At 65.3% G+C, this 17,984-nt stretch carries 17 protein-coding genes; 7 read left to right on the forward strand and 10 right to left on the reverse strand.

The annotated features are described in order from the left end of the window. The first annotated feature begins 688 nt into the window (after positions 1-688). A complete protein-coding gene (locus tag JQ572_RS10545) occupies positions 689-2,134 on the forward strand; it encodes a hypothetical protein (protein WP_211382937.1) in 1,446 nt (481 codons plus the stop codon). A 1-nt stretch (position 2,135) separates the two neighbouring features. Here the strand turns inward: JQ572_RS10545 and JQ572_RS10550 are convergent, their stop codons facing one another. The 10 genes from JQ572_RS10550 to ku all read right to left on the reverse strand — a co-directional run bounded on the left by JQ572_RS10550 (position 2,136) and on the right by ku (position 12,035). Then, positions 2,136-2,819, reverse strand: coding sequence for a class I SAM-dependent methyltransferase (locus JQ572_RS10550; RefSeq protein ID WP_211382938.1), 684 nt, complete (start codon positions 2,817-2,819; stop codon positions 2,136-2,138). An 8-nt stretch (positions 2,820-2,827) separates the two neighbouring features. After that, entirely contained in the window at positions 2,828-3,823 is a 996-nt protein-coding gene (locus tag JQ572_RS10555) for a glycosyltransferase family 2 protein (protein ID WP_211382939.1), read from the reverse strand. Between the two features lie 172 nt (positions 3,824-3,995). After that, the gene (locus JQ572_RS10560) at positions 3,996-5,558 is read right to left on the reverse strand and encodes a hypothetical protein (protein WP_211382940.1); all 1,563 of its coding nucleotides are present in this window, start codon (positions 5,556-5,558) and stop codon (positions 3,996-3,998) included. Between the two features lie 251 nt (positions 5,559-5,809). Then, on the reverse strand, positions 5,810-7,405 hold the full coding sequence (locus JQ572_RS10565; RefSeq protein WP_211382941.1) for an MBL fold metallo-hydrolase: 1,596 nt from the start codon (positions 7,403-7,405) through the stop codon (positions 5,810-5,812). Continuing rightward, positions 7,402-8,322: a ribose-phosphate diphosphokinase gene (locus tag JQ572_RS10570; RefSeq protein WP_211382942.1), complete on the reverse strand. Its 921-nt coding sequence runs from the start codon at positions 8,320-8,322 to the stop codon at positions 7,402-7,404. The genes JQ572_RS10565 and JQ572_RS10570 overlap by 4 nt, the downstream gene beginning before the upstream one ends. After that, complete coding sequence (locus tag JQ572_RS10575) at positions 8,319-9,860, reverse strand: thymidine phosphorylase family protein (protein WP_211382943.1); 1,542 nt, start codon at positions 9,858-9,860, stop codon at positions 8,319-8,321. Before JQ572_RS10575 ends, JQ572_RS10570 begins: the two co-directional genes overlap by 4 nt. A 153-nt stretch (positions 9,861-10,013) precedes the next feature. Next, positions 10,014-10,178 (reverse strand): Flp family type IVb pilin, encoded by a 165-nt coding sequence (locus tag JQ572_RS10580; protein ID WP_211382944.1) that lies wholly within the window; start codon positions 10,176-10,178, stop codon positions 10,014-10,016. Between the two features lie 192 nt (positions 10,179-10,370). Further along, positions 10,371-10,553: a hypothetical protein gene (locus tag JQ572_RS10585; RefSeq protein WP_211382945.1), complete on the reverse strand. Its 183-nt coding sequence runs from the start codon at positions 10,551-10,553 to the stop codon at positions 10,371-10,373. Between the two features lie 203 nt (positions 10,554-10,756). Beyond that, a complete protein-coding gene (locus JQ572_RS10590) occupies positions 10,757-10,993 on the reverse strand; it encodes a hypothetical protein (RefSeq protein ID WP_211382946.1) in 237 nt (78 codons plus the stop codon). Between the two features lie 58 nt (positions 10,994-11,051). Beyond that, on the reverse strand, positions 11,052-12,035 hold the full coding sequence (gene ku / locus JQ572_RS10595; RefSeq protein WP_211382947.1) for a non-homologous end joining protein Ku: 984 nt from the start codon (positions 12,033-12,035) through the stop codon (positions 11,052-11,054). Positions 12,036-12,270: 235 nt separating this feature from the next. Between ku and JQ572_RS10600 the strand changes: the two genes are divergently transcribed. From JQ572_RS10600 to ccmI, 6 genes are all read left to right on the forward strand, one after another. Further along, complete coding sequence (locus tag JQ572_RS10600) at positions 12,271-12,426, forward strand: hypothetical protein (RefSeq protein ID WP_165448146.1); 156 nt, start codon at positions 12,271-12,273, stop codon at positions 12,424-12,426. 244 nt (positions 12,427-12,670) lie between these two features. Continuing rightward, the gene (locus JQ572_RS10605) at positions 12,671-13,345 is read left to right on the forward strand and encodes a response regulator transcription factor (RefSeq protein WP_211382948.1); all 675 of its coding nucleotides are present in this window, start codon (positions 12,671-12,673) and stop codon (positions 13,343-13,345) included. A 93-nt stretch (positions 13,346-13,438) separates the two neighbouring features. Beyond that, positions 13,439-14,815 (forward strand): sensor histidine kinase, encoded by a 1,377-nt coding sequence (locus JQ572_RS10610; RefSeq protein WP_211382949.1) that lies wholly within the window; start codon positions 13,439-13,441, stop codon positions 14,813-14,815. 161 nt (positions 14,816-14,976) lie between these two features. Next, a complete protein-coding gene (locus tag JQ572_RS10615; protein WP_211382950.1) occupies positions 14,977-16,377 on the forward strand; it encodes a hypothetical protein in 1,401 nt (466 codons plus the stop codon). A 98-nt stretch (positions 16,378-16,475) separates the two neighbouring features. Beyond that, complete coding sequence (locus tag JQ572_RS10620; protein ID WP_211382951.1) at positions 16,476-16,745, forward strand: hypothetical protein; 270 nt, start codon at positions 16,476-16,478, stop codon at positions 16,743-16,745. 130 nt (positions 16,746-16,875) lie between these two features. Next, positions 16,876-17,982 carry a c-type cytochrome biogenesis protein CcmI gene (gene ccmI / locus JQ572_RS10625; protein WP_211382952.1) on the forward strand — a complete coding sequence of 369 codons (1,107 nt, stop codon included), beginning with the start codon at positions 16,876-16,878 and terminating at the stop codon, positions 17,980-17,982. Positions 17,983-17,984: the final 2 nt, after the last annotated feature.

Below are 17,984 nucleotides of genomic sequence, written 5' to 3' on the forward strand. Positions count from 1 at the left end.
GGGTAAAGCGCGGGCAGAGGATAGTCGCGGTAGGTCAGCTATGCAGCGAGCCGCGATCCGGGCCACGAAATTCCTATTTGCAGTTTTTGCAGATCGTCAGCCTTCGCCTCAGCGCCTCATCCTCCTCATCGAACGATGACTGGCCGGCGAGGCCTTTTGCTGTGCGTGAACCGGCAGGCGGCGTCACCTGACTGGCGGCGTCATTGTCATCGACGGTGCCTGCGCTGAAGCCATCATAGTCGGTGGCTGGAGTCTGCGCCGATGGAAGCCCGCCGATCGCGGGTGGCGAAGCCTCTCGGCTGGATGCCGCTGGATGCTTCCTGGAATTTTTGGCACCCGCGCGCGGCGGGGATGCATCGGGCCGAGCAAGCGACACCGGAGGGGCGACCGAGGTCTGTCCTCTCGCGCTGTCATGCGACCAGACGCCGGCAAACACGAGGCCGAGAGCCAGGAACGTCACGCGTCTCATCCGCATCCTCAAACAGCTTTGGTTCAATGGCCTGGTCGCGCCACGCCGCGGCGGACAATATCAGCAGCCCGATGGCCGTCAAAATTGGCCGAAATGGGGAACTCGCGCGTTCGTCGGACGGAACATGGTTCATGGAGGGTAACGATTTCGATCCCGCCTTGGGACGGGCGGTGAACTTCGAAGAAGAATTTAACGCTTGCGCCCTAATTTGCGCTCGCCATGAGTGACCAGGTCGTCCACAGCGAGGTTCAACCGTTTTCGGCGCGCGCGGCGCTGCCCTGGATGGTGAGCGTCGGCGTCTATGTCCTGCTGCTGATCCTCGGACCACGGCTGCTCAATGATCCCGACACCTACTCTCATATCGAGATCGGGCGCTGGATCATCGCGCATGGCGCGTTGCCGGAGAGCGACTCGTTTTCCTTTTCGATGCGCGGCGCGCACTGGATCACCTTCGAATGGCTCTCGGAGGTCATCTATGCCGGCGCCTATGCGCTTGGCGGCTGGCCGGGCGTCGTCGTCCTCGCCGCCGCCGCGATAGCGCTCGCCTTCGGGCTGCTCACCTTCTTCCTGCTGCGCGAGCTTTCGCCGACCCATACGCTGCTGATGGTGATCGCGGCCGTTATCCTGCTCGCACCGCATATGCTGGCGCGGCCACACGTGCTGGTGCTGCCGCTGATGGTGATCTGGGCAGCTGCCCTGGTGCGCTGCATGGATCGCGGAGGGCTTCCGCCATACTGGGCCTTGCCGTTGCTGGTGCTGTGGGCCAATCTGCACGGCAGCGTGATCCTGGCGCTTGGACTGATCGGCCCCGTGGGGCTCGAGGCGCTGCTGAACGCAAAGCGAAGCGAATGGCCGCGCGTCGTGCTGCGATGGCTGCCATTCACGGCTCTCGCGGTCGCCGCGGCCTGCCTGACGCCCCATGGGCCTGAGCCGCTGCTGATGCCGCTGACGACGCTCGGCCTCGGCCAGGCGCTCGGCTGGATATCGGAATGGCGACCGCAGGATTTCAGCCATATCAGCTTCTTCGAACTGCTGCTGCTGGGCGGCATCTTTGCGCTCTCGCGCGGCGTGACGCTGCCGGTCGTGCGGGCATTGGTGGTGATCGGCTTGCTCCATTTCGCGCTGGCGCAGATCCGCAATGCGGACCTGCTGGCGCTGCTGGCGCCGCTCTATCTGGCGGCCCCGCTCGGGCGGAAATTCGGCGGACCGGCCGGGGAGGATACCGCCGGCACGTCGCGCGGCCTCGGTGTCGCCGCGCTCGGAGTGCTGGTCGTGATGAGCGGCGCGGCCCTGGCGCGCGACGTGCGGCCGGCTCCGATCATCACGCCTGCGGCTGCCATCGCTCAAGCCGACCTCGCCAGGACGGGGCCCGTGCTCAACGATTATTCCTTCGGCGGCTATCTGATCTTTGCCGGCATTCCCACCTTCATCGACGGTCGCGGCGAACTGTTCGGCGGGGCGTTCATCAACCGCTACAATCGTGCCGTGGCGCTGGTCGACCTCGGCGATTTTCTCAAGCTGCTTGACGACTACAAGATCGGCGCGACGCTGCTCACGCCGAAGACGCCGGCGGTCGCGTTGCTCGACCGGCTGCCCGAATGGCAGCGCGTCTACAGCGACGATGTGGCGGTCGTGCACAAGCGGCGAGATGCGCCGCAAAAATAGGTCAAGCGGTCCCGAAGGCGGCGTATTGGCCACCGAGCGACACGCCACTGAGGGCATCTTCCAGACGCCGCGCCGGTTTGGTGTCCCAGGGGAGCAGCAGGAAATGGCGCGCGCCGATCTCGCGCAAGCCGCCCGCAGCCATCAACTTTCGCGTCGTGCCGGCACTGAGCAGGACGGCGTCCCGGTCGAACTCACAGCGCGCGACGGCAAGACGCGTCAACGGGTTGTACGGATTGTGCTCGATCACGCAGACGAGCCCCCCGGGGCGCACCACGCGCCGCATCTCGGCGATGAAATCCGGCCATTCGCGCGGCGCGATATGGTGCATCACGCAGACCGCCGTGACCAGATCGAAGCTGGCGTCGTCGAAAGGAAAAGTGCGGCCGTCGAACTCGCGGTAGTCGACTGCACTGTTGTCAGCCCGAGCCTGCGCCAGGCTGGCCGACGAAACGTCGATGCCGTTCAAGCGGCCGACCATGCCGTGCAGCAGGGGATGGAGGCTGCCGACGCCGCAGCCGACGTCGAGCATTTCGGGCTTCTTCGCGTCCAGCCGCCGCGCGATCAGATCACGCAGCAGATCGGCTTTCGCGCGCATGAAGAAATGATGCGGCAGGCCGGAGAAGTCGATCGAGGATTGGACCACCTCACGATAATTGTCGTGATAGCCGTCGAAGAGTTCGGTCATGCGCCGGGTCACTCGTTGACGGCGTGGATCGCCGGTGCGTCCGCCGCCTCGTTGCGATCGAAGCCGGCTCGCGTCTGCACCACATAGAGCGGGCGTCGTTTCACCTCGGCATGGATGCGGCCGACATAAAGCCCGACGATGCCCGTCATCAGCATGTTGATTCCACACAGCAGGGACACGACGACGATCGTCGAGGACCAGCCGGTCACAAGGTGACTGTCCTGGCTGAGCCACAACACGACCACCCAGCCGCCGTAGAGCAGCGCGAGTCCCGAGACCGTCAATCCGCACCAGATTGCGAACCGCAGGGGCAGATCGGAAAAGCCGAGTGCGGCGTTCATCGCGAGCCGCACCATCTTGAGCAGCGGATATTTGGTCTCGCCCGCCGCGCGCTCGAGGCGGTGGAAGGCGACCTCGGTCTGGCGGAAGCCCAGCCAGGCGATCATGCCTCGTACGAAGCGGTCCTGCTCCGGCATCTGCCGAAGTGCGTCCAGCACCTTGCGATCGATCAGGCGGAAGTCGCCGACATCGGCGGGGATGCCGACCGAGGACATCTTGCCGAGTAGCCGGTAGAACAGATGCGCGGTCGCACGCTTGAACCGGCTTTCGCCTTCGCGCGACAGGCGGCGGGCGTGGACGATGTCGTTGCCCTCCTGCCATTTTGCGATCAATTGCTCGATCACTTCGGGCGGATCCTGCAAATCGGCATCCATCACGATGATCGCGTCACCTTGCGCGGCGTCCATGCCGGCGGTGATGGCGACCTGATGGCCGAAATTTCGCGACAGGCCGATATAGCGAAACCGCGGGTCGCGCGTGGCGAGCGACCGCAGCACGATCGAACTGGAATCGCTGCTGCCGTCGTCGACGAAGATCGCTTCGGCCGGCCCGTCGAGCCGGGACAATACCTGTTCGAGCCGGCGTAGCAGCACCGGCAGCACGGCTTCCTCGTTGAACACGGGGATGACGAGGCTGTAGCGGATCGATCTGAAACTGGCCGCCATGCGGAAGAGCCCAACTCGGTTCAAGGAGCGGGAGTTTAGTTCGTCGGTGGTTAAGGCGGCCTTGCCGCAACTGTTAAGGATCTAGGGCTCTGGGGCGATGCAGCCGGTCGACCCGCCCGAGAGCCGGGAGGCGCAGCCGGATGGTGACGCCCGATTAACCACGCTGTGCGGTCTAGGACCTGCGGCGGATCCTGTAGAGAACAAATCGCTCCGACGTGTCCAGCACCTCCAGCAGATCGGGAAGCGGGTTCGCGGCCGGCGGTCCAAGCATATAGAGATAGTCGTAATCCCGGTACCAGGTGCGGACAAAGGGCGGCACGTCTGCAGGCGGCTGGCTGGTCGCAATCGCGGCAAGCAGGTCTGCCGGCACCGGTCCTCCGTAGGGAATGGCAAGACGGCGTACGGTCTCGCGCGCCCGCACCGGCTGCTTGCCCGCTTCCGTGAATAAATTGGGCACGAACGCGTTGGCATAGTGCACGGCCAGCGTTGGCGCATAATACATGGGATACGAGGTCAGGTCGGCGAAGGGCGGATCTCCATTGTCGCCCGTGCTGCCGACGAGGACGCGTGAGCCGCGATCGATCTTGTCGAACGAGGCGACGATAGCCGCAAAGTCGGCGCGGTAAGGCAGCCACACCGCGAGCACGACGGCGAGGTTGACCAGGATGACGCCGCTGATCGCCGCGAGCGCCGCCATTCGCCATGCCCGGCTGGGCAGCGACAGCGAACAGAATGCCGGCAGGATCAGTGCCGCTGCGGGAATCATGCGGAGGTCGACAAACGAGGTTCCAAACAGCTTCGAGGGAATGGCCACGTAGAGGAGCGCAAAGCCGATCGCGATCCAGATACCGGCTGCCTCGAGCTTGAGAAAGCCACGTCTTGCGGCGAAGAGCAGCGCGATCATCAGCACCAGCCCGGTCGTTGCCGCGACCGTCAGATTATAGCCGTTCATGATGCGGAGCGGCCAAATCGGCTTGAATTCGAGGAACCAGTTCGTGCCTTCGCTTCCGATCGAGCCTGCGGTCATGTGCATGACCCCGAATAGAGCCAGCGCCGGCATGGCCAGCGCGCCGAGCCGTACCGCTGTGTCGCGGTACGATATCCGCCGGTGGCCGATGCGCCAGAGCTCGTAGAGGCCAAGCGTCGCGCCGTAGATGCCGAGCGAAAAGAAATGCGCCGCATACAGGGCGGCGACAAAGACCACGTTGGCAACGAAACGCAGCGGCCATGGGCCATCTGCCAGCATCAGATAGACGGCGATGCCGCAGAGCGCGAGGCCCAGTCCGAACTCGAAGTTCACGAAGCCCCAGCTCAACGGCAGGCAGTAAAGGAAGGCGAGCGCAGCGAAGCCGGCGAGATGGACCCGTCCCTTCCGGGCCCGTTCGAGCAAAAGCGCGCCCCCGACTATCAGGAATTGGCTCAGCAGCAGAAACAGCCGTGTGGCGTTCTCGACGCTCATCAGCCGCGCCAACTGCGGGACCAGCAGATCCATTCCAAGGTTGGGATAGAACGCCCAGGCCACCTCGTAATGCGGATTGGCGCTGGGGGTGCCGTTCTGGCTCAGAATATACATGCGGGCGAGGTGATTGGGATAATCGACCATCGCGGGAATAGGGGTCAGCAGCACCGGCAGGAACGAGACGGCCGCCAGCACGGCAAGAACGGTGATCGCCACGGATCGGTCCGAGCCAGGACGCGCCCGGATTGTCAGGATTGGCCTATCGGAAGTCACCATGTCGGGCCGCGGGATTTGAGTTTACGCTCTTGGCGCAAGAGCACGACACAATGCCATAGCGCGAACATCGTAAAGAACAAGCGTCACGCAGCAATTGAGCGTCGTTGCCTTGCGCTCAACATCAGGGAAACGGAAACTCCGCCGTGTTTGGGCCGTCGCATTAACGGAGGGGCAATTTTACCCCGCTAGCGTGGCAAGTGCGCCTTGGCATGGGTCCCGGCTCATGGCCTTCAATCTCATCTCGCGTCGCTCTACTCATTCTCCTCCAACGCGCGCCGCAGCCTGCGGATGATGACGCCGCGGGCGCGGTCGTCGGCGGCGGCCGCGACCTTGTCGCTGATGTCGAGCATCAGCTCCGACCTTTCGTTGTGCCAGTCGAGATGCGTGACGGCCTCGGGCGCCAGCCGGCGGCGATGGTCGACGTCGAGCACGCGCGGCTCGGGCGCCTCGAGCTCGTAGATGTCGTCGAGCAACGGCTGATAGATCTTTGCGGCCGGAAGAATGCGTTCGCCCAGCCGTTCGGCAAGACCGGCGATCGCATCCTGTTCGCCATGGGTGAGGAACAGGCCGCGGGCGATCGGGCGGCGCGCCGCGATCCAGCCGGCGATGCCGACGGCATCGGCATGTCCGGAATATTCGTCGATCACCCGGATGCGTGCGGCGACCCTGATCTCCTCGCCCTGGATCCGCACGGCCTTGGCGCCATCCTGGATGAAGCGGCCGAGCGTGCCGTGCGCCTGGAAGCCGCAGAGGAGCACGGTCGCGCGCTCGTTCCAAAGCCAGCGCTTGAGGTGATGGCGGATGCGGCCCGCGTCGCACATTCCGCTGGCGGAGATGATGATGTGAAAGCCGGTCAGGCGCATGATAGCCTTGCTCTCGGCAACCGTCTCGGTGAATTTGAGATGCGGAGAGTTGAGGAGGCGATCGACGTCGACGCTGGAATCGAGGCTCGCGGCATGCTGGCGAAAGACTTCGGTCGCATGGATCGCGAGCGGGGAATCGAGGAAGATCGGCGCCGCCGGAACTTCGCCGCGTTCCATCAGGTGTACGATATCAACGATCAGCTCCTGGGTCCGCTCGACCGCGAAGGCGGGGATCAGAAGGGCACCCTTGGCCGCGGCCGCGTCGCGGATCTCGCTTGCGAGGTGTTGCCGGCGTTGTTCGGGCGTCGTGACTGCGCGCACGCGGTCGCCATAGGTGGACTCGCAGATGACATAGTCGAGGTCCACCGGCGCCTGGGGATCGGGCTGGAGCAGCTTTGCTTCTGGCCCGACGTCGCCCGAGAGCAGGACGCGCAACGGGCGTTCCCGGCCGTCCCGGTCGAATTCCAGCTCGATCGAGGCGGAGCCGAGCAGGTGGCCGGCGTTCCAGTAGCGCGCGCGGACGCCGGGGATCACCTCGGTCCAGCGCTCATAGTCGATCGGGCGGAACGATTGCAGCGATGCCGTCGCATCCGCCTGCGTGTAGATCGGGGCGACCTCCTTCCGTCGGCGCGCCACATTGCGCCGGTTGAGCTGCGTGACCTCGGACTCCTGGATGCTGCCGGCGTCCGGCAGCATCCAGGAGCAGAGGTCGATCGTGCCGCGCGTCGCGATGATCGGGCCGTCAAAACCCTCGCGCACGAGCTTCGGCAGCAATCCGCTGTGATCGATATGGGCGTGCGTGAGCAGCACCGCCTGGATGTCGGCGGGCCGGAAGGGAAAGGCGCCGTAGTTGAGTGCCTTGAGCGTCTTCTGTCCCTGGAACAAGCCGCAATCGACCAGGAAGCGCCCCTTCGCGGTCTGGAACAGGTAGCTCGAGCCGGTCAAGGTGCGGGCGGCGCCGCAGAATCGAACAGTCACGCTCATGTCGTCGTCTCCGGCGGAGGTGTCGGGTTGAGCTCGCGCTCGAGGGTAGTGGCCAGAATTTCGTCGAGCGCGATCGCGTTGGTCGGATGCGGCACGCTGTCGCTCGAGCGAATGGAGCGGATGCCTGCATCGGCGAATGCGACGATCATCGCGGGCTGAAACAGCGCATGCGTCACGACCGAATCGACGGCGCTTGCGCCCATCGCTCGCAATGTCGTCGCTGCGACCATGAGCGTCGTCCCGGAGGAGACGATGTCGTCGACCATCAGCGCCGGCCGCCCCGCGAGCAGGGTGTCGTCGGCAAAGTCGATCTCAACGGAGCGGTCGCCGCGCCGCAATTTTCGCGCGACCGTGTGCTGCAAGTCCAGCCGCTTCGCGAGGTCTCGCACCCAAGGCTCGGATTCGGCATCGGGGCCGATCACGACGGTTGCCGGATCGATGCCGGCCTTCGCCAGCGTTTTCGCGATCGCCGGCATTGCCGACAGGTTCTCCGCCTCGATGCCGGGAAACACGGCGACGATGTCGGACGTGCGGTGCAGGTGCGCGTCCACGGTGACGACGCGATCCACGATCTCCGCAAGCAGAGCGCCCATGGCGTGCTGGCTGATGGCCTCGCCCGCATGAAACGCAATGTCTTGCCGCATGTAGCAGAGATAGGGGGCGACCAGGACCAGCCGCTTTGCGCCGCCGCGTCGCAGCGCCTCCGCGGCGAACCGCAGCGCGATCAGCTTGTCATTGGGTTGATCGAGCGCGGCATAGAGAATGGTGGTGTCGGCCGCCGGCGCGACCGTTACGCGCAGCTCGCCGTCCGGGAAGCGGTGCAGGCTGATCTCGTCGCAGGCAATCCCAAGCCGCGCCGCGAGACGCTTCGCGGCCTCGGTGCCGAACGGCAGGGTCTGGAACGCGACGGTGCTCACGACGCCGTCTTGCCCGGGAGGGCGTCGTGACCATCGACGGCGTAGCCGTTTTCCGCTGCCGCGGCGGAGGCTGCCAGATCATGCTCGGGCCGGTCGAAGGCGTAGACGCGATAGAGCGGCTCGCCCTGCTCGACGCGGTCGCCGATCTTCTTGAACAGGCGGATGCCGGCGCCCTTGTCCAGCGGTGCGCCGGCGGTGCGGGCGAGCCGGTTCAGCCGAAGACAGTCGATCGCGGACACCGTTCCGTCGTGCGCCGCCTTGACGTCGAAGCCAAGCGATCCCAGTTCGGTGCTGCATGTCGACGGTCCCTGGGCGTCGATGATCTTCTGCATCTGCTTCAGCGCCGCGCCGCTCTCGAGCAGCTCTCGCGCCCGCGCATAGCCGGCGCCGCCGCGCAGCTTCGGATCGTATTCCAGCAGATGGGCGGCCAGCCGCAGCGATTTCTCGCGCAGGTCGCGCGGGGCATCCGGATCGTTGCCGAGCACCGCCATCACATCATTGGCCTCGAGCACCGGCCCGATGCCGTTGCCGATCGGCTGGCGGCCGTCGGTCGTGATCACTTCGACCGTGCGGCCGAACCGGTCGCCGACGAATTCGAACAGCTTTCGCAGCCGCATGGCGTCGACGGCGCCGGTGACCTTCGCGGTCGGCCCGACCGGAATGTCGATCAGCAGGTGCGTCGAGCCCGCCGCGATCTTCTTGGACATGATGGAGGCGACCATCTGCTCGCGGGTGTCGAGGCTCAGCGGGCGCTCGACCGAGATCAGGACGTCGTCGGCCGGCGACAGGTTCACGTGTCCGCCCCAGATCAGGCAGCCGTTGCAGGCCGACACGATCGCCTTCATCTCCTCGACGCCGACGTTCACCCGCGCCAGAACCTCCATCGTGTCGGCGGTGCCGGCGGGCGAGGTGATGGCGCGCGAAGAGGTCTTGGGGATCGGCAGGCCGTGCGCGGCGACGATCGGCACCACCACCATCGAGGTGCGATTGCCGGGAATGCCGCCGATGCAGTGCTTGTCGACGACGACAGGGTCCGGCCACACCAGCTGCGTGCCGGCCTGGGCCATCGCCCCGGTGAGGGCCAGGAGTTCATCGCTGGTGATGAAGCTCGCCGAACCGATCAGGAAGGCGGCGATCTCCATGTCGGAGTAGCGATAATGCGCGAGGTCGTTGATGATCGCGCTGATCTCGGCCTGGCTCAGGGTTCGGCCGTGGATCTTCGCGCGCACCGCTTCGAGACTCTCGGGCGGCGTGGCGGGCGTCACCGTGACCAGCGCGCCGACCGGTTCGGCGAAACGGTGGAATGCGGGCTCGGAGAGGCCGATCTCGTCCTGGGCGGCCAAGGTATCGTCGTCCGTGATCAGCAGCGTCGCCAGCAGTACCTTGCCATCGAGACGGAGCTCGACGCGGCTGAAGCCGCGAAAGATCTCCGCGCGCAATGCCTTGGATTGCCTGGAGATGACGACGACGTTCTCACGGCCGGTATCGAGGCGAACGCGGCGGATTTTCAGTTGGGAGTGCGGGATGTCTGCTTGCATGGACGGGCCGGCAGGAAGGAAGCTTGGCCTCCATGCTTAGCCGTCGCAGTCCCGCTGCTGTTGACCCAGATCATGGTCTGCCACGCTGGCAGGCCCGCGTGCCGTCGCGGTCTCGCCGATGTCAGAAGGTGCATCGGGCCGGAAGTTTGCCGGTTACTTCACAGCCGCGCTGATCGAGTTGAACTTGCCGCTGAGGAGTGCGCTGCCCGTGTTGTTCACGGCGGTGATGATCGCGAGCGCGATGCCGGCGGCGATCAGGCAATATTCGATGGCGGTGGCACCGGATTCATCGGCAAGAAATGACCTGAGCAAAGTCATCGTCAACTCCTGTTCATCCGTCCAACGTAGGCTGGTGCCGTTTTCGGAATGGTAAATTGATTCACTAAGTTTTCGCGGGCGCGTCAAAATGCAGGTCGGATCGTCCTTCCCTGCCGTTTCATATGTTGTCACCGATTGACTTAAGGTTTCGTCACACAATTGGCGCGGATTTGGTGATGTCGTCGTCTCGTCTCAGGACGGGATCGGGCGCTCCGGCGCGGCCTTTCCGGGGCGTTTCAGGGCCGATGCAATGCGTCCGACCAGATAGCTGACCACGCGCGGCTGCGCGCGCGCGGAGCTGCGGGCGAGGCGTTCTTGCTCGGCCGTGTCGTTCACGATGCCGATGTAGTTCTTTTTGGCGTCCTGCTGCTGCACGGGCCTGAAACCCCCGGATTCAATCGAGGGGCGACCATGCTGTGCATCGCGGGAACCGACGGTTAATTTTGTCTTCCGTACGATTACGGGCCGCCGCCGCAATCGAAGGCGGGCGCCGAAAACGATGGCACGGCTTAACGGATTGTTGAGCCTATTCCCAGGGCTGCTCGGCGACGGTGCGGAGGTTATGCCCGGCGCCGCGCTCACTTGCGACGAAGCTCAGCGTGCAGCGCCCGCAACATCGCGATGCGGGCGAACATCATCCAGCCGCCGCCCGTCTCGGCCGCGTTGATCAGGGTCTCGATCGCGGTCTGCCAGTGGCTCGCGTGCTGCGTATCCTCGGGCAGCCGCATGATGTGGTCGGCAGCCTCTTGCAGCGTCCGGAGCTTGCGCCCGCCGCGCATGGAAATGGGATCGTCGAACGCGGCCGACCAGGGCATGTCAGATCGGCCGATCGGCGAGGGGAGACATCACGGCGAGGTCGAAAGATGCCTGCTGCTAGCCAGCCTTCTTCGCCCGCGCCGGCGCGCGAACCGGCTTGTCGGCCTTTTTGGGAGCGGCTTTTGCCGCGACGTCCTTGCCGCCCTTGCCGGAGATCGGCAGCAGCATCTCGCGCTGGCCTTCGACGCGCTTCTTCGGCTTCTTGCCCTTGACGGTCTCCCTGACGGTCTCCTTGGCGACCTTCGCTGCGGGCGCGGCGTCCTTCTCGTTCGCGATGCTCTTCTTCAAGGCGTCCATCAGGTTGATGACGTTGCCGCCGGTCTTCGGCGCGGCCTTCGCGGTGATGGGCGTGCCGCTGCGCTTCTTGTTGATGAGGTCGATCAGCGCGGTCTCGTAATGGTCCTCGAACAGCTCGGGCTCGAACGCGCCGGACTTCTTCTCCACGATATGCTTGGCAAGGTCGAGCATGTCTTCGGTCAGCTTCACGTCCTGGATGTCGTCGAAATACTCCTTTTCGCCGCGGACCTCGTAGGGGTAGCGCAGCAGCGTCCCCATCAGGCCGCTCTCGAGCGGCTCCAGCGCGATGATGTGCTCGCGATTGGTCAGCACCACGCGGCCGATCGCGACCTTGTCCATGCTGCGAATGGTCTCGCGGATCACCGCATAGGCATCGTGACCGACCTTGCCGTCGGGCACGAGATAATAGGGGCGGATCAGATAGCGGTTGTCGATGTCGGCCTTCGGCACGAACTCGTCGATGTCGATCGTGTGCGTGGAGTCGAGTGCGATGTCGTCGAGCTCGTCCTTGGTGACCTCGATGTAGGTGTCGGTGTCGACCTTGTAGCCCTTGACGATGTCCTCGGAGGTCACCTCGTCGCCGGTCTCGGCGTCGACCTTGAGGTACTTGATCCGGTGGCCGGTCTTGCGGTTGATCTGGTTGAAGGAAACCTTCTCGGTATCCGAGGTGGCGGGATAGAGCGCGACCGGGCAGGTCACGAGCGACAACCGCAGAAAACCCTTCCAATTGGCGCGGGGGGCCATGGGCTACTCCAAACGCAACGGGGACAGACTTATGAAGATACCATCGGGGAACACCGAATCATACATGGCTCAGTACGGAATCTTGCAACTGCGTTAACCGACCGCTGGGCGTGCGGTTGCCAAATTGCGAGCGGCAAAAAGCCGGAACATCACATCCAATCACGCGTTGCCACGGGACATCAAGCCGCGAGAAGGTCGCGGCCTTCCGACGCGACAGCCAGAGATTGAGGTCACCATGGCAACCACGCGAGACCAACACCAGATCGTGGAAACTGCGACCGAAGCGCGCCAGGGCGAGCCCGGGCCGTCGGTGGCAGCGTTGCTGGCCATATCAACCGGGCTTGCGATCCTGATCCTCGCCGTCATCTGGTTCGTGTTCTTCCGGACCTGACGACGGACTGAACGCCTTCCTATTCGCCGCGTAACGCGGCACATTGCGCCCGCCATGCCGCCGGACCGTCCGGCAGGCTTGGCGGGCGCAGTCGCGTCTGCGCCAGAGGACGGATACGACCAAGTTGCAGATGACCAAAAAGTAACGCGGCCGGTTCCCGGCGTTCATATTCAGTTCACGCCGGAATTGGTCATCTGGTGGTGTTCATGCAGCCTATTCCTGCAGCCTGTCTTTGGAGAGAAGCGTGCGCCTGCTCGTTGTCGAGGACGACCCCGATCTCAATCGCCAGCTGACCAAGGCATTGACCGACGCCGGCTATGTCGTGGACCGCGCCTTCGACGGGGAAGAGGGGCATTTTCTCGGTGACAACGAGCCCTACGATGCCGTGGTGCTCGACATCGGCCTGCCGAAGAAGGACGGCATCTCGGTGCTGGAGGCCTGGCGGCGCAACGGCCGCACCATGCCGGTCCTGATTCTCACGGCGCGCGACCGCTGGAGCGACAAGGTCCAGGGTTTCGATGCCGGCGCCGACGACTATGTCGCAAAGCCGTTCCATCTGGAGGAGGTGCTGGCGCGCATCCGCGCCCTGCTGCGCCGCTCAACCGGCCATGCCCAGAGCGAACTCAGCTGCGGCCCCGTCACGCTCGACACCAGGACCGGCAGGGTCAGCGTCTCCGGCAATCCCGTCAAGATGACCTCCCACGAATATCGGCTTCTGGCCTACCTGATGCACCATTCCGGGCGTGTGGTGTCGCGCACCGAGCTCGTCGAGCATCTCTACGATCAGGACTTCGACCGCGACTCCAACACCATCGAAGTCTTCGTCGGCCGCATCCGCAAGAAGCTCGACGTCGACATCATCCAGACCGTCCGCGGCCTCGGCTATCTCCTGACCCCGCCGCCCGCCCCGGGCGCTTGAGGTCTGTCGGGCTTGACGGAAGGCCGAACAGAGGCCTTGGTCCGGTAATGACGTCCGACGCCCTGCCATCCTGCGCTTGCCGGGACCTTTCCGATGCCCGCTAGCTCGCTTGCGACCCGCCTGTTCCTGTCGGCGACCGCCTGGCTCGTGGTGATCCTGGCCATCACCGGCGTGGTGCTGTCGTCGGTCTACAAGAACGCCACCGAGCGCGCCTTCGACCGCCGGCTCAATCTCTATCTGCGCACGCTGATCGCGGAGGTCGCCACCCCCGACGAGCCGCCGGACCGCCAGTTCCAGTCGCTCGGCGAGCCCCTGTTCGAGCTGCCGCTGTCCGGCTGGTACTGGCAGATCACGCGGACCGACACCGAAAAGCCGGAGGTACGGTCTTCGCGCTCACTCTGGGACAAGAAGCTGCCGAAGCTTGAGGAACAGGGCACCGAGCTCACCGCCGCCGGCATTCGCCTGGCCTATGTCGACGGGCCCGAGGGGCAGAATCTCCGCATGGTGGAGCGGCCGGTCGATCTCGGCGCGGACGGCAAGTTTCTCGTCAGCGTCGCCGGCGACGACACCGAGATTTTCGACGAGACGCGAAGTTTCGACTACTACCTCGGTGGCACCTTCACCGCGCTCGGCATCGTGCTGCTGCTGACGACGGTGTTCCAGGTCCGCTTCGGCCTCGCGCCGCTCAAGCGCATCTCGGAATCCATCGCCGACATCCGCTCCGGGCGGGCGGAGCGGCTCGAGGGCGAATTCCCGGTCGAGATCGCGCCGCTGGCGCGCGAGACCAACGCGCTGATCGATGCCAATCGCGAGATCGTCGAGCGCGCCCGCACCCATGTCGGCAATCTCGCCCACGCGATCAAGACGCCGCTCTCGGTCATCGTGAACGAGGCCGGGGTGCACGCCGCCGATCCGTTCGCGGCCAAGGTGATGGAGCAGGCGGATGTGATGCGCGACCAGCTCGCCCATCATCTCGAGCGCGCGCGCATCGCGGCGCGGGTCTCGGTGGTCGCCACGGTGACGGAGGTCGCGCCCGCCATCGAGGCGCTGCGGCGGACCATGCAGAAGATCCACCGCGATCGCGGCATCGTGGTCGAGGCCAAGGCCGATCCGTCGGCAAAGTTTCGTGGCGAGCGGCAGGATCTGGAGGAGATGGTCGGCAATCTCGTCGACAATGCCTGCAAATGGGCGGCCGCGCGCGTCTTCATCGAGGTCCTGGTGGAGGCGCCGCATCCGGCGGGCGCCGGCCCGCGTCTGCGGATCATCGTCGATGACGACGGCCGCGGCCTGTCCGAGGCCGAGCGCGCGCAGGTCTCCCGGCGCGGCCAGCGGCTCGACGAGTCCAAGCCCGGATCGGGGCTGGGGCTCTCCATCGTGACCGACCTTGCCGCGCTCTATGGCGGCAGCCTCTCGCTCGGCGGCGCGCCGACCGGTGGCTTGCGGGCCGAACTGGTCCTGCCCGGAATATAATCCCTTGTTCCCATGGAGCTATTCGCCGCGTTCGGCATCCGTCCCAAGGCGGTCGGAGGCATTCGGAGCCACTTCCTAAACGGCTTCTTAAGTGGGCCCCACCTATGATCGCGCCCGGACGCATCCCAGGTCCGCCATTTTACCGTGCATAACCCGGGCGCATGAGCCAGACATCAATCGAGCGGCTGAGGGAATATCTCGCGCAGCTCCCGCCGCAGGCGCAGGCTTTGCTGATGCGGGAGTTCGAGCGCGCGCTTGAGCGCGGCCAGGATACGGCCGTGGCGACCCTCGTGCTCGACCAGCTGCGCAAGATCGTCCGCAAGACCGAGGCCGAAGAGGCACTGCCGCCGCGCACGGATGATCTGTCGCGGCTGTTGTTCCAGGTACTGGAACCGTTCCTGGTCGAGGCGGGTACCCCGGTCCGGGTCGGCCAGATCCGCCGCTCCTCGCTCCATCCGATCTGGCAATGGCTCGGGCGTGACGGCGCCCCGGACAAGCTGAACGAATTCGAGGCGGCGCTGGCACGCATGCCGGCTGACAGCGCGGGGCAGGTCGAGGCACTGGCGCAGAAGCTCCAGGCGGTGGCCGCGGACGCCATCTTCGAGCTGACGGGGCCGGGCGGCGGCGACAAGTCGCGTGCGCTTGCCCGCGTCGGCCCGCCCAACGTGATCGAGGATCTCTATTCGGTCGGGGCGGTACTCGGGGTCCGGGACGCCATTGCCACCCTGAACGAGAAGCTGCCGCGCTTCCTGCGCGCTTTCGGCGATTCCCAGATCGCCTCGGTGAGCTCGGCGCTCAACATTCCCGTCCTCCAGACGCCGCAGATGCTGCCCTTCGCGCTGTCGATCGTCGTGCAGCGGATGACGGCGCCGTGGCAGATCATTCGCCTCGCAATCAAGATTGCCGCGTCCGACGACGAGATCCGTGTGGCGGCAACGCCCTATGGCGTCGCCGTCACGATCGCGCTGCACGATTTGTCCTGCGTGGCCGCGATTCTGCGCATGGACATCAAGCGCGGCCATTTCGACAACGTTGCCGGCAATCTCAAGGCGCTGCACGATGGCGTGCGCGGCCTGCGGACCGAACTCGACCTGCGCAACGATTCCTCCTGGGGCAAGCAGTTGACCTCGATCCGGGCCGACATCTCCAATGCGCTGCAATCCGAGATCGACAGCGTTCCCGGCCGCGTCCGCCGCATCCTGCGCCAGCGCGCCGAGAAGGACATTCCGCCGGGCGCGCGGATCGACAGCACCGAGGTCGAGGAGACCGTGGCGCTGATCGATTTCGTCGCGACCTGCCGCAACTATGCGAGCGAGCTTGCGATCAACGAGGTGACGCTACGCACCTATTCCGACCTTCAACAATATGTCGAGCGTTCCACCGAGCAACTGGTGCAGTCCCTGCGCGCCGCCGATCACAAGGTCCGCACCTATCGGCAGCAGCAGGTGCAGGCCGCGATCCGCTTCTGTCAGGTGTTGTTCGGCGATGATTATGCCTCACTGATGAGCAGGGCTGCGGAAAACGCGGCCACGGGCGAGCGCAAATCGTCGCGCGCAAGCTGATTCAGGCGAATTTTTCGTGATCACAATTTGAGGTTGACGATATCGGGGGCGGGCCGTACGGTCGCCGTGCAAACTTTTGGAATTCTATCTGTGGGCGCATGAAACCCGTTATCAGCTCCATCGAAGTCGAGAACCGGGTCGTCGTTGCCAAATATCAAAGGCTGATGGTCGGCGCGAAAGTGGTGATGGTCGAGAAGGCTAGCGGTCGGCAACTTCCCGAGACCGTCACCAGGGTTGCATCGCCCGTTCCCGTCGGGGCGTTGCGCATCAGATTGCCTGACGCAATCGAGCCGGGAACGTATTTCCTGAGAGCCTTCAACGGGCACGGCGAGGACGCCGCTCAAAGCGCGGACTTCGAGATCGCCTAAGTCGTTGGATTTTCACCGTTTCGGGATTGTGCGCGGTCGCGCCGATTGACAATTGTCAATTGCCGCATTGTCCGGCCGTGGTGTAAACGCACCTATGGGCGCGGCTCGCGCGCCGCCGGAAGTTTGCCAGATGACGTTATGGTTCGTGTTCGCGCTGATGACGGTCGCGGCGATTCTCGCCGTGCTCCTGCCGCTCGGCCGTAGCGGGCGCGCGCAAAATCAGGGCAGCGAGGTCGCGGTCTACAAGGACCAGCTGACCGAAATCGAACGTGATCTTGCCGCCGGCCTGATCGCAGCGCCCGAGGCCGAGGCCGCCCGCGTCGAGATCAGCCGCCGGTTGCTCGCCGCGGCCGACAGCGAGCCCGCAGCGGCGCCGAAATCCAGCCTCAAATGGCGCCGCGCGGCGGCCGTGCTGGCGCTCGTCGGCCTGCCGCTGGTCACGATCGGCGTCTACATGCCGCTCGGCTCGCCCAGGCTTGAGGACTTTCCTCTGGCGCAACGGGCGCGCGGGTCAGGCTCCGGCATGACGCTCGAGAATCTCGTCGTGCAGGTCGAGCAACATCTGGAAAAGAATCCGACCGATGGGCGCGGCTGGAACGTGCTCGCGCCCGTGCTGCAGCGGCTCGGCCGCTTCGACGAGGCGGTGCGCGCCTATCGCAACTCGCTCACCTACAACGGGGAGAGCGCAGAGCGCCGCTCCGATCTCGGCGAAGCGGTCTCCGCCGCCGCTGGCGGCGTCGTGACTGCCGAGGCCAAGATCGAATTCGAGCGCGCGCGCGCGATCAACGCCGACGATCCCAAGGCGAACTACTTCCTCGGTCTTGCCGCCGAGCAGGACGGCCACAAGGACGAGGCGGCCAATATCTGGCGCGCGCTGCTCGCCAAGGCACCCGCGGATGCGCCGTGGCGTCCCCTGGTGCAGTCCTCGCTGGCGCGGGTCGGTGGCGGCGGCACGGTGCCGGCGCTGTCGGACGAGACCATCGCCGCGTCCAAGGACATGAACGAGGGTGACCGCAACGCGATGGTCCGCGGCATGGTCGAACGGCTCGCCACGCGCCTCAAGCAGAACGGCGACGACGTCGAGGGTTGGCTGCGCCTGGTGCGCGCCTATCTCGTGATGGGCGACCGTGACAAGGCTGTGGGGGCATCGGCCGATGCCCGCCAGGCGGTCGCCAGCGATGCCGCGCGGCTGCGCCAGCTCAACGAAGGCCTCAAGACTCTCGGGCTCGACGGATGACG

This window comes from Bradyrhizobium sp. SZCCT0153 (assembly GCF_018129995.1).
GTDB classification, from domain to species: domain Bacteria; phylum Pseudomonadota; class Alphaproteobacteria; order Rhizobiales; family Xanthobacteraceae; genus Bradyrhizobium; species Bradyrhizobium japonicum_G.

Excerpts from the sequence above, each read along its gene's own strand:
- JQ572_RS10575 (WP_211382943.1), bottom strand. The coding sequence starts at position 9,860 with ATGCAAGCAGACATCCCGCACTCCCAACTGAAAATCCGCCGCGTTCGC.
- JQ572_RS10620 (WP_211382951.1), top strand. The coding sequence starts at position 16,476 with ATGAAACCCGTTATCAGCTCCATCGAAGTCGAGAACCGGGTCGTCGTT.
- JQ572_RS10600 (WP_165448146.1), top strand. The coding sequence starts at position 12,271 with ATGGCAACCACGCGAGACCAACACCAGATCGTGGAAACTGCGACCGAA.
- JQ572_RS10565 (WP_211382941.1), bottom strand. The coding sequence starts at position 7,405 with ATGAGCGTGACTGTTCGATTCTGCGGCGCCGCCCGCACCTTGACCGGC.
- JQ572_RS10545 (WP_211382937.1), top strand. The coding sequence starts at position 689 with ATGAGTGACCAGGTCGTCCACAGCGAGGTTCAACCGTTTTCGGCGCGC.
- JQ572_RS10550 (WP_211382938.1), bottom strand. The coding sequence starts at position 2,819 with ATGACCGAACTCTTCGACGGCTATCACGACAATTATCGTGAGGTGGTC.
- JQ572_RS10560 (WP_211382940.1), bottom strand. The coding sequence starts at position 5,558 with ATGGTGACTTCCGATAGGCCAATCCTGACAATCCGGGCGCGTCCTGGC.
- JQ572_RS10555 (WP_211382939.1), bottom strand. The coding sequence starts at position 3,823 with ATGGCGGCCAGTTTCAGATCGATCCGCTACAGCCTCGTCATCCCCGTG.
- ku (WP_211382947.1), bottom strand. The coding sequence starts at position 12,035 with ATGGCCCCCCGCGCCAATTGGAAGGGTTTTCTGCGGTTGTCGCTCGTG.
- JQ572_RS10580 (WP_211382944.1), bottom strand. The coding sequence starts at position 10,178 with ATGACTTTGCTCAGGTCATTTCTTGCCGATGAATCCGGTGCCACCGCC.
- ccmI (WP_211382952.1), top strand. The coding sequence starts at position 16,876 with ATGACGTTATGGTTCGTGTTCGCGCTGATGACGGTCGCGGCGATTCTC.
- JQ572_RS10615 (WP_211382950.1), top strand. The coding sequence starts at position 14,977 with ATGAGCCAGACATCAATCGAGCGGCTGAGGGAATATCTCGCGCAGCTC.
- JQ572_RS10590 (WP_211382946.1), bottom strand. The coding sequence starts at position 10,993 with ATGCCCTGGTCGGCCGCGTTCGACGATCCCATTTCCATGCGCGGCGGG.
- JQ572_RS10610 (WP_211382949.1), top strand. The coding sequence starts at position 13,439 with ATGCCCGCTAGCTCGCTTGCGACCCGCCTGTTCCTGTCGGCGACCGCC.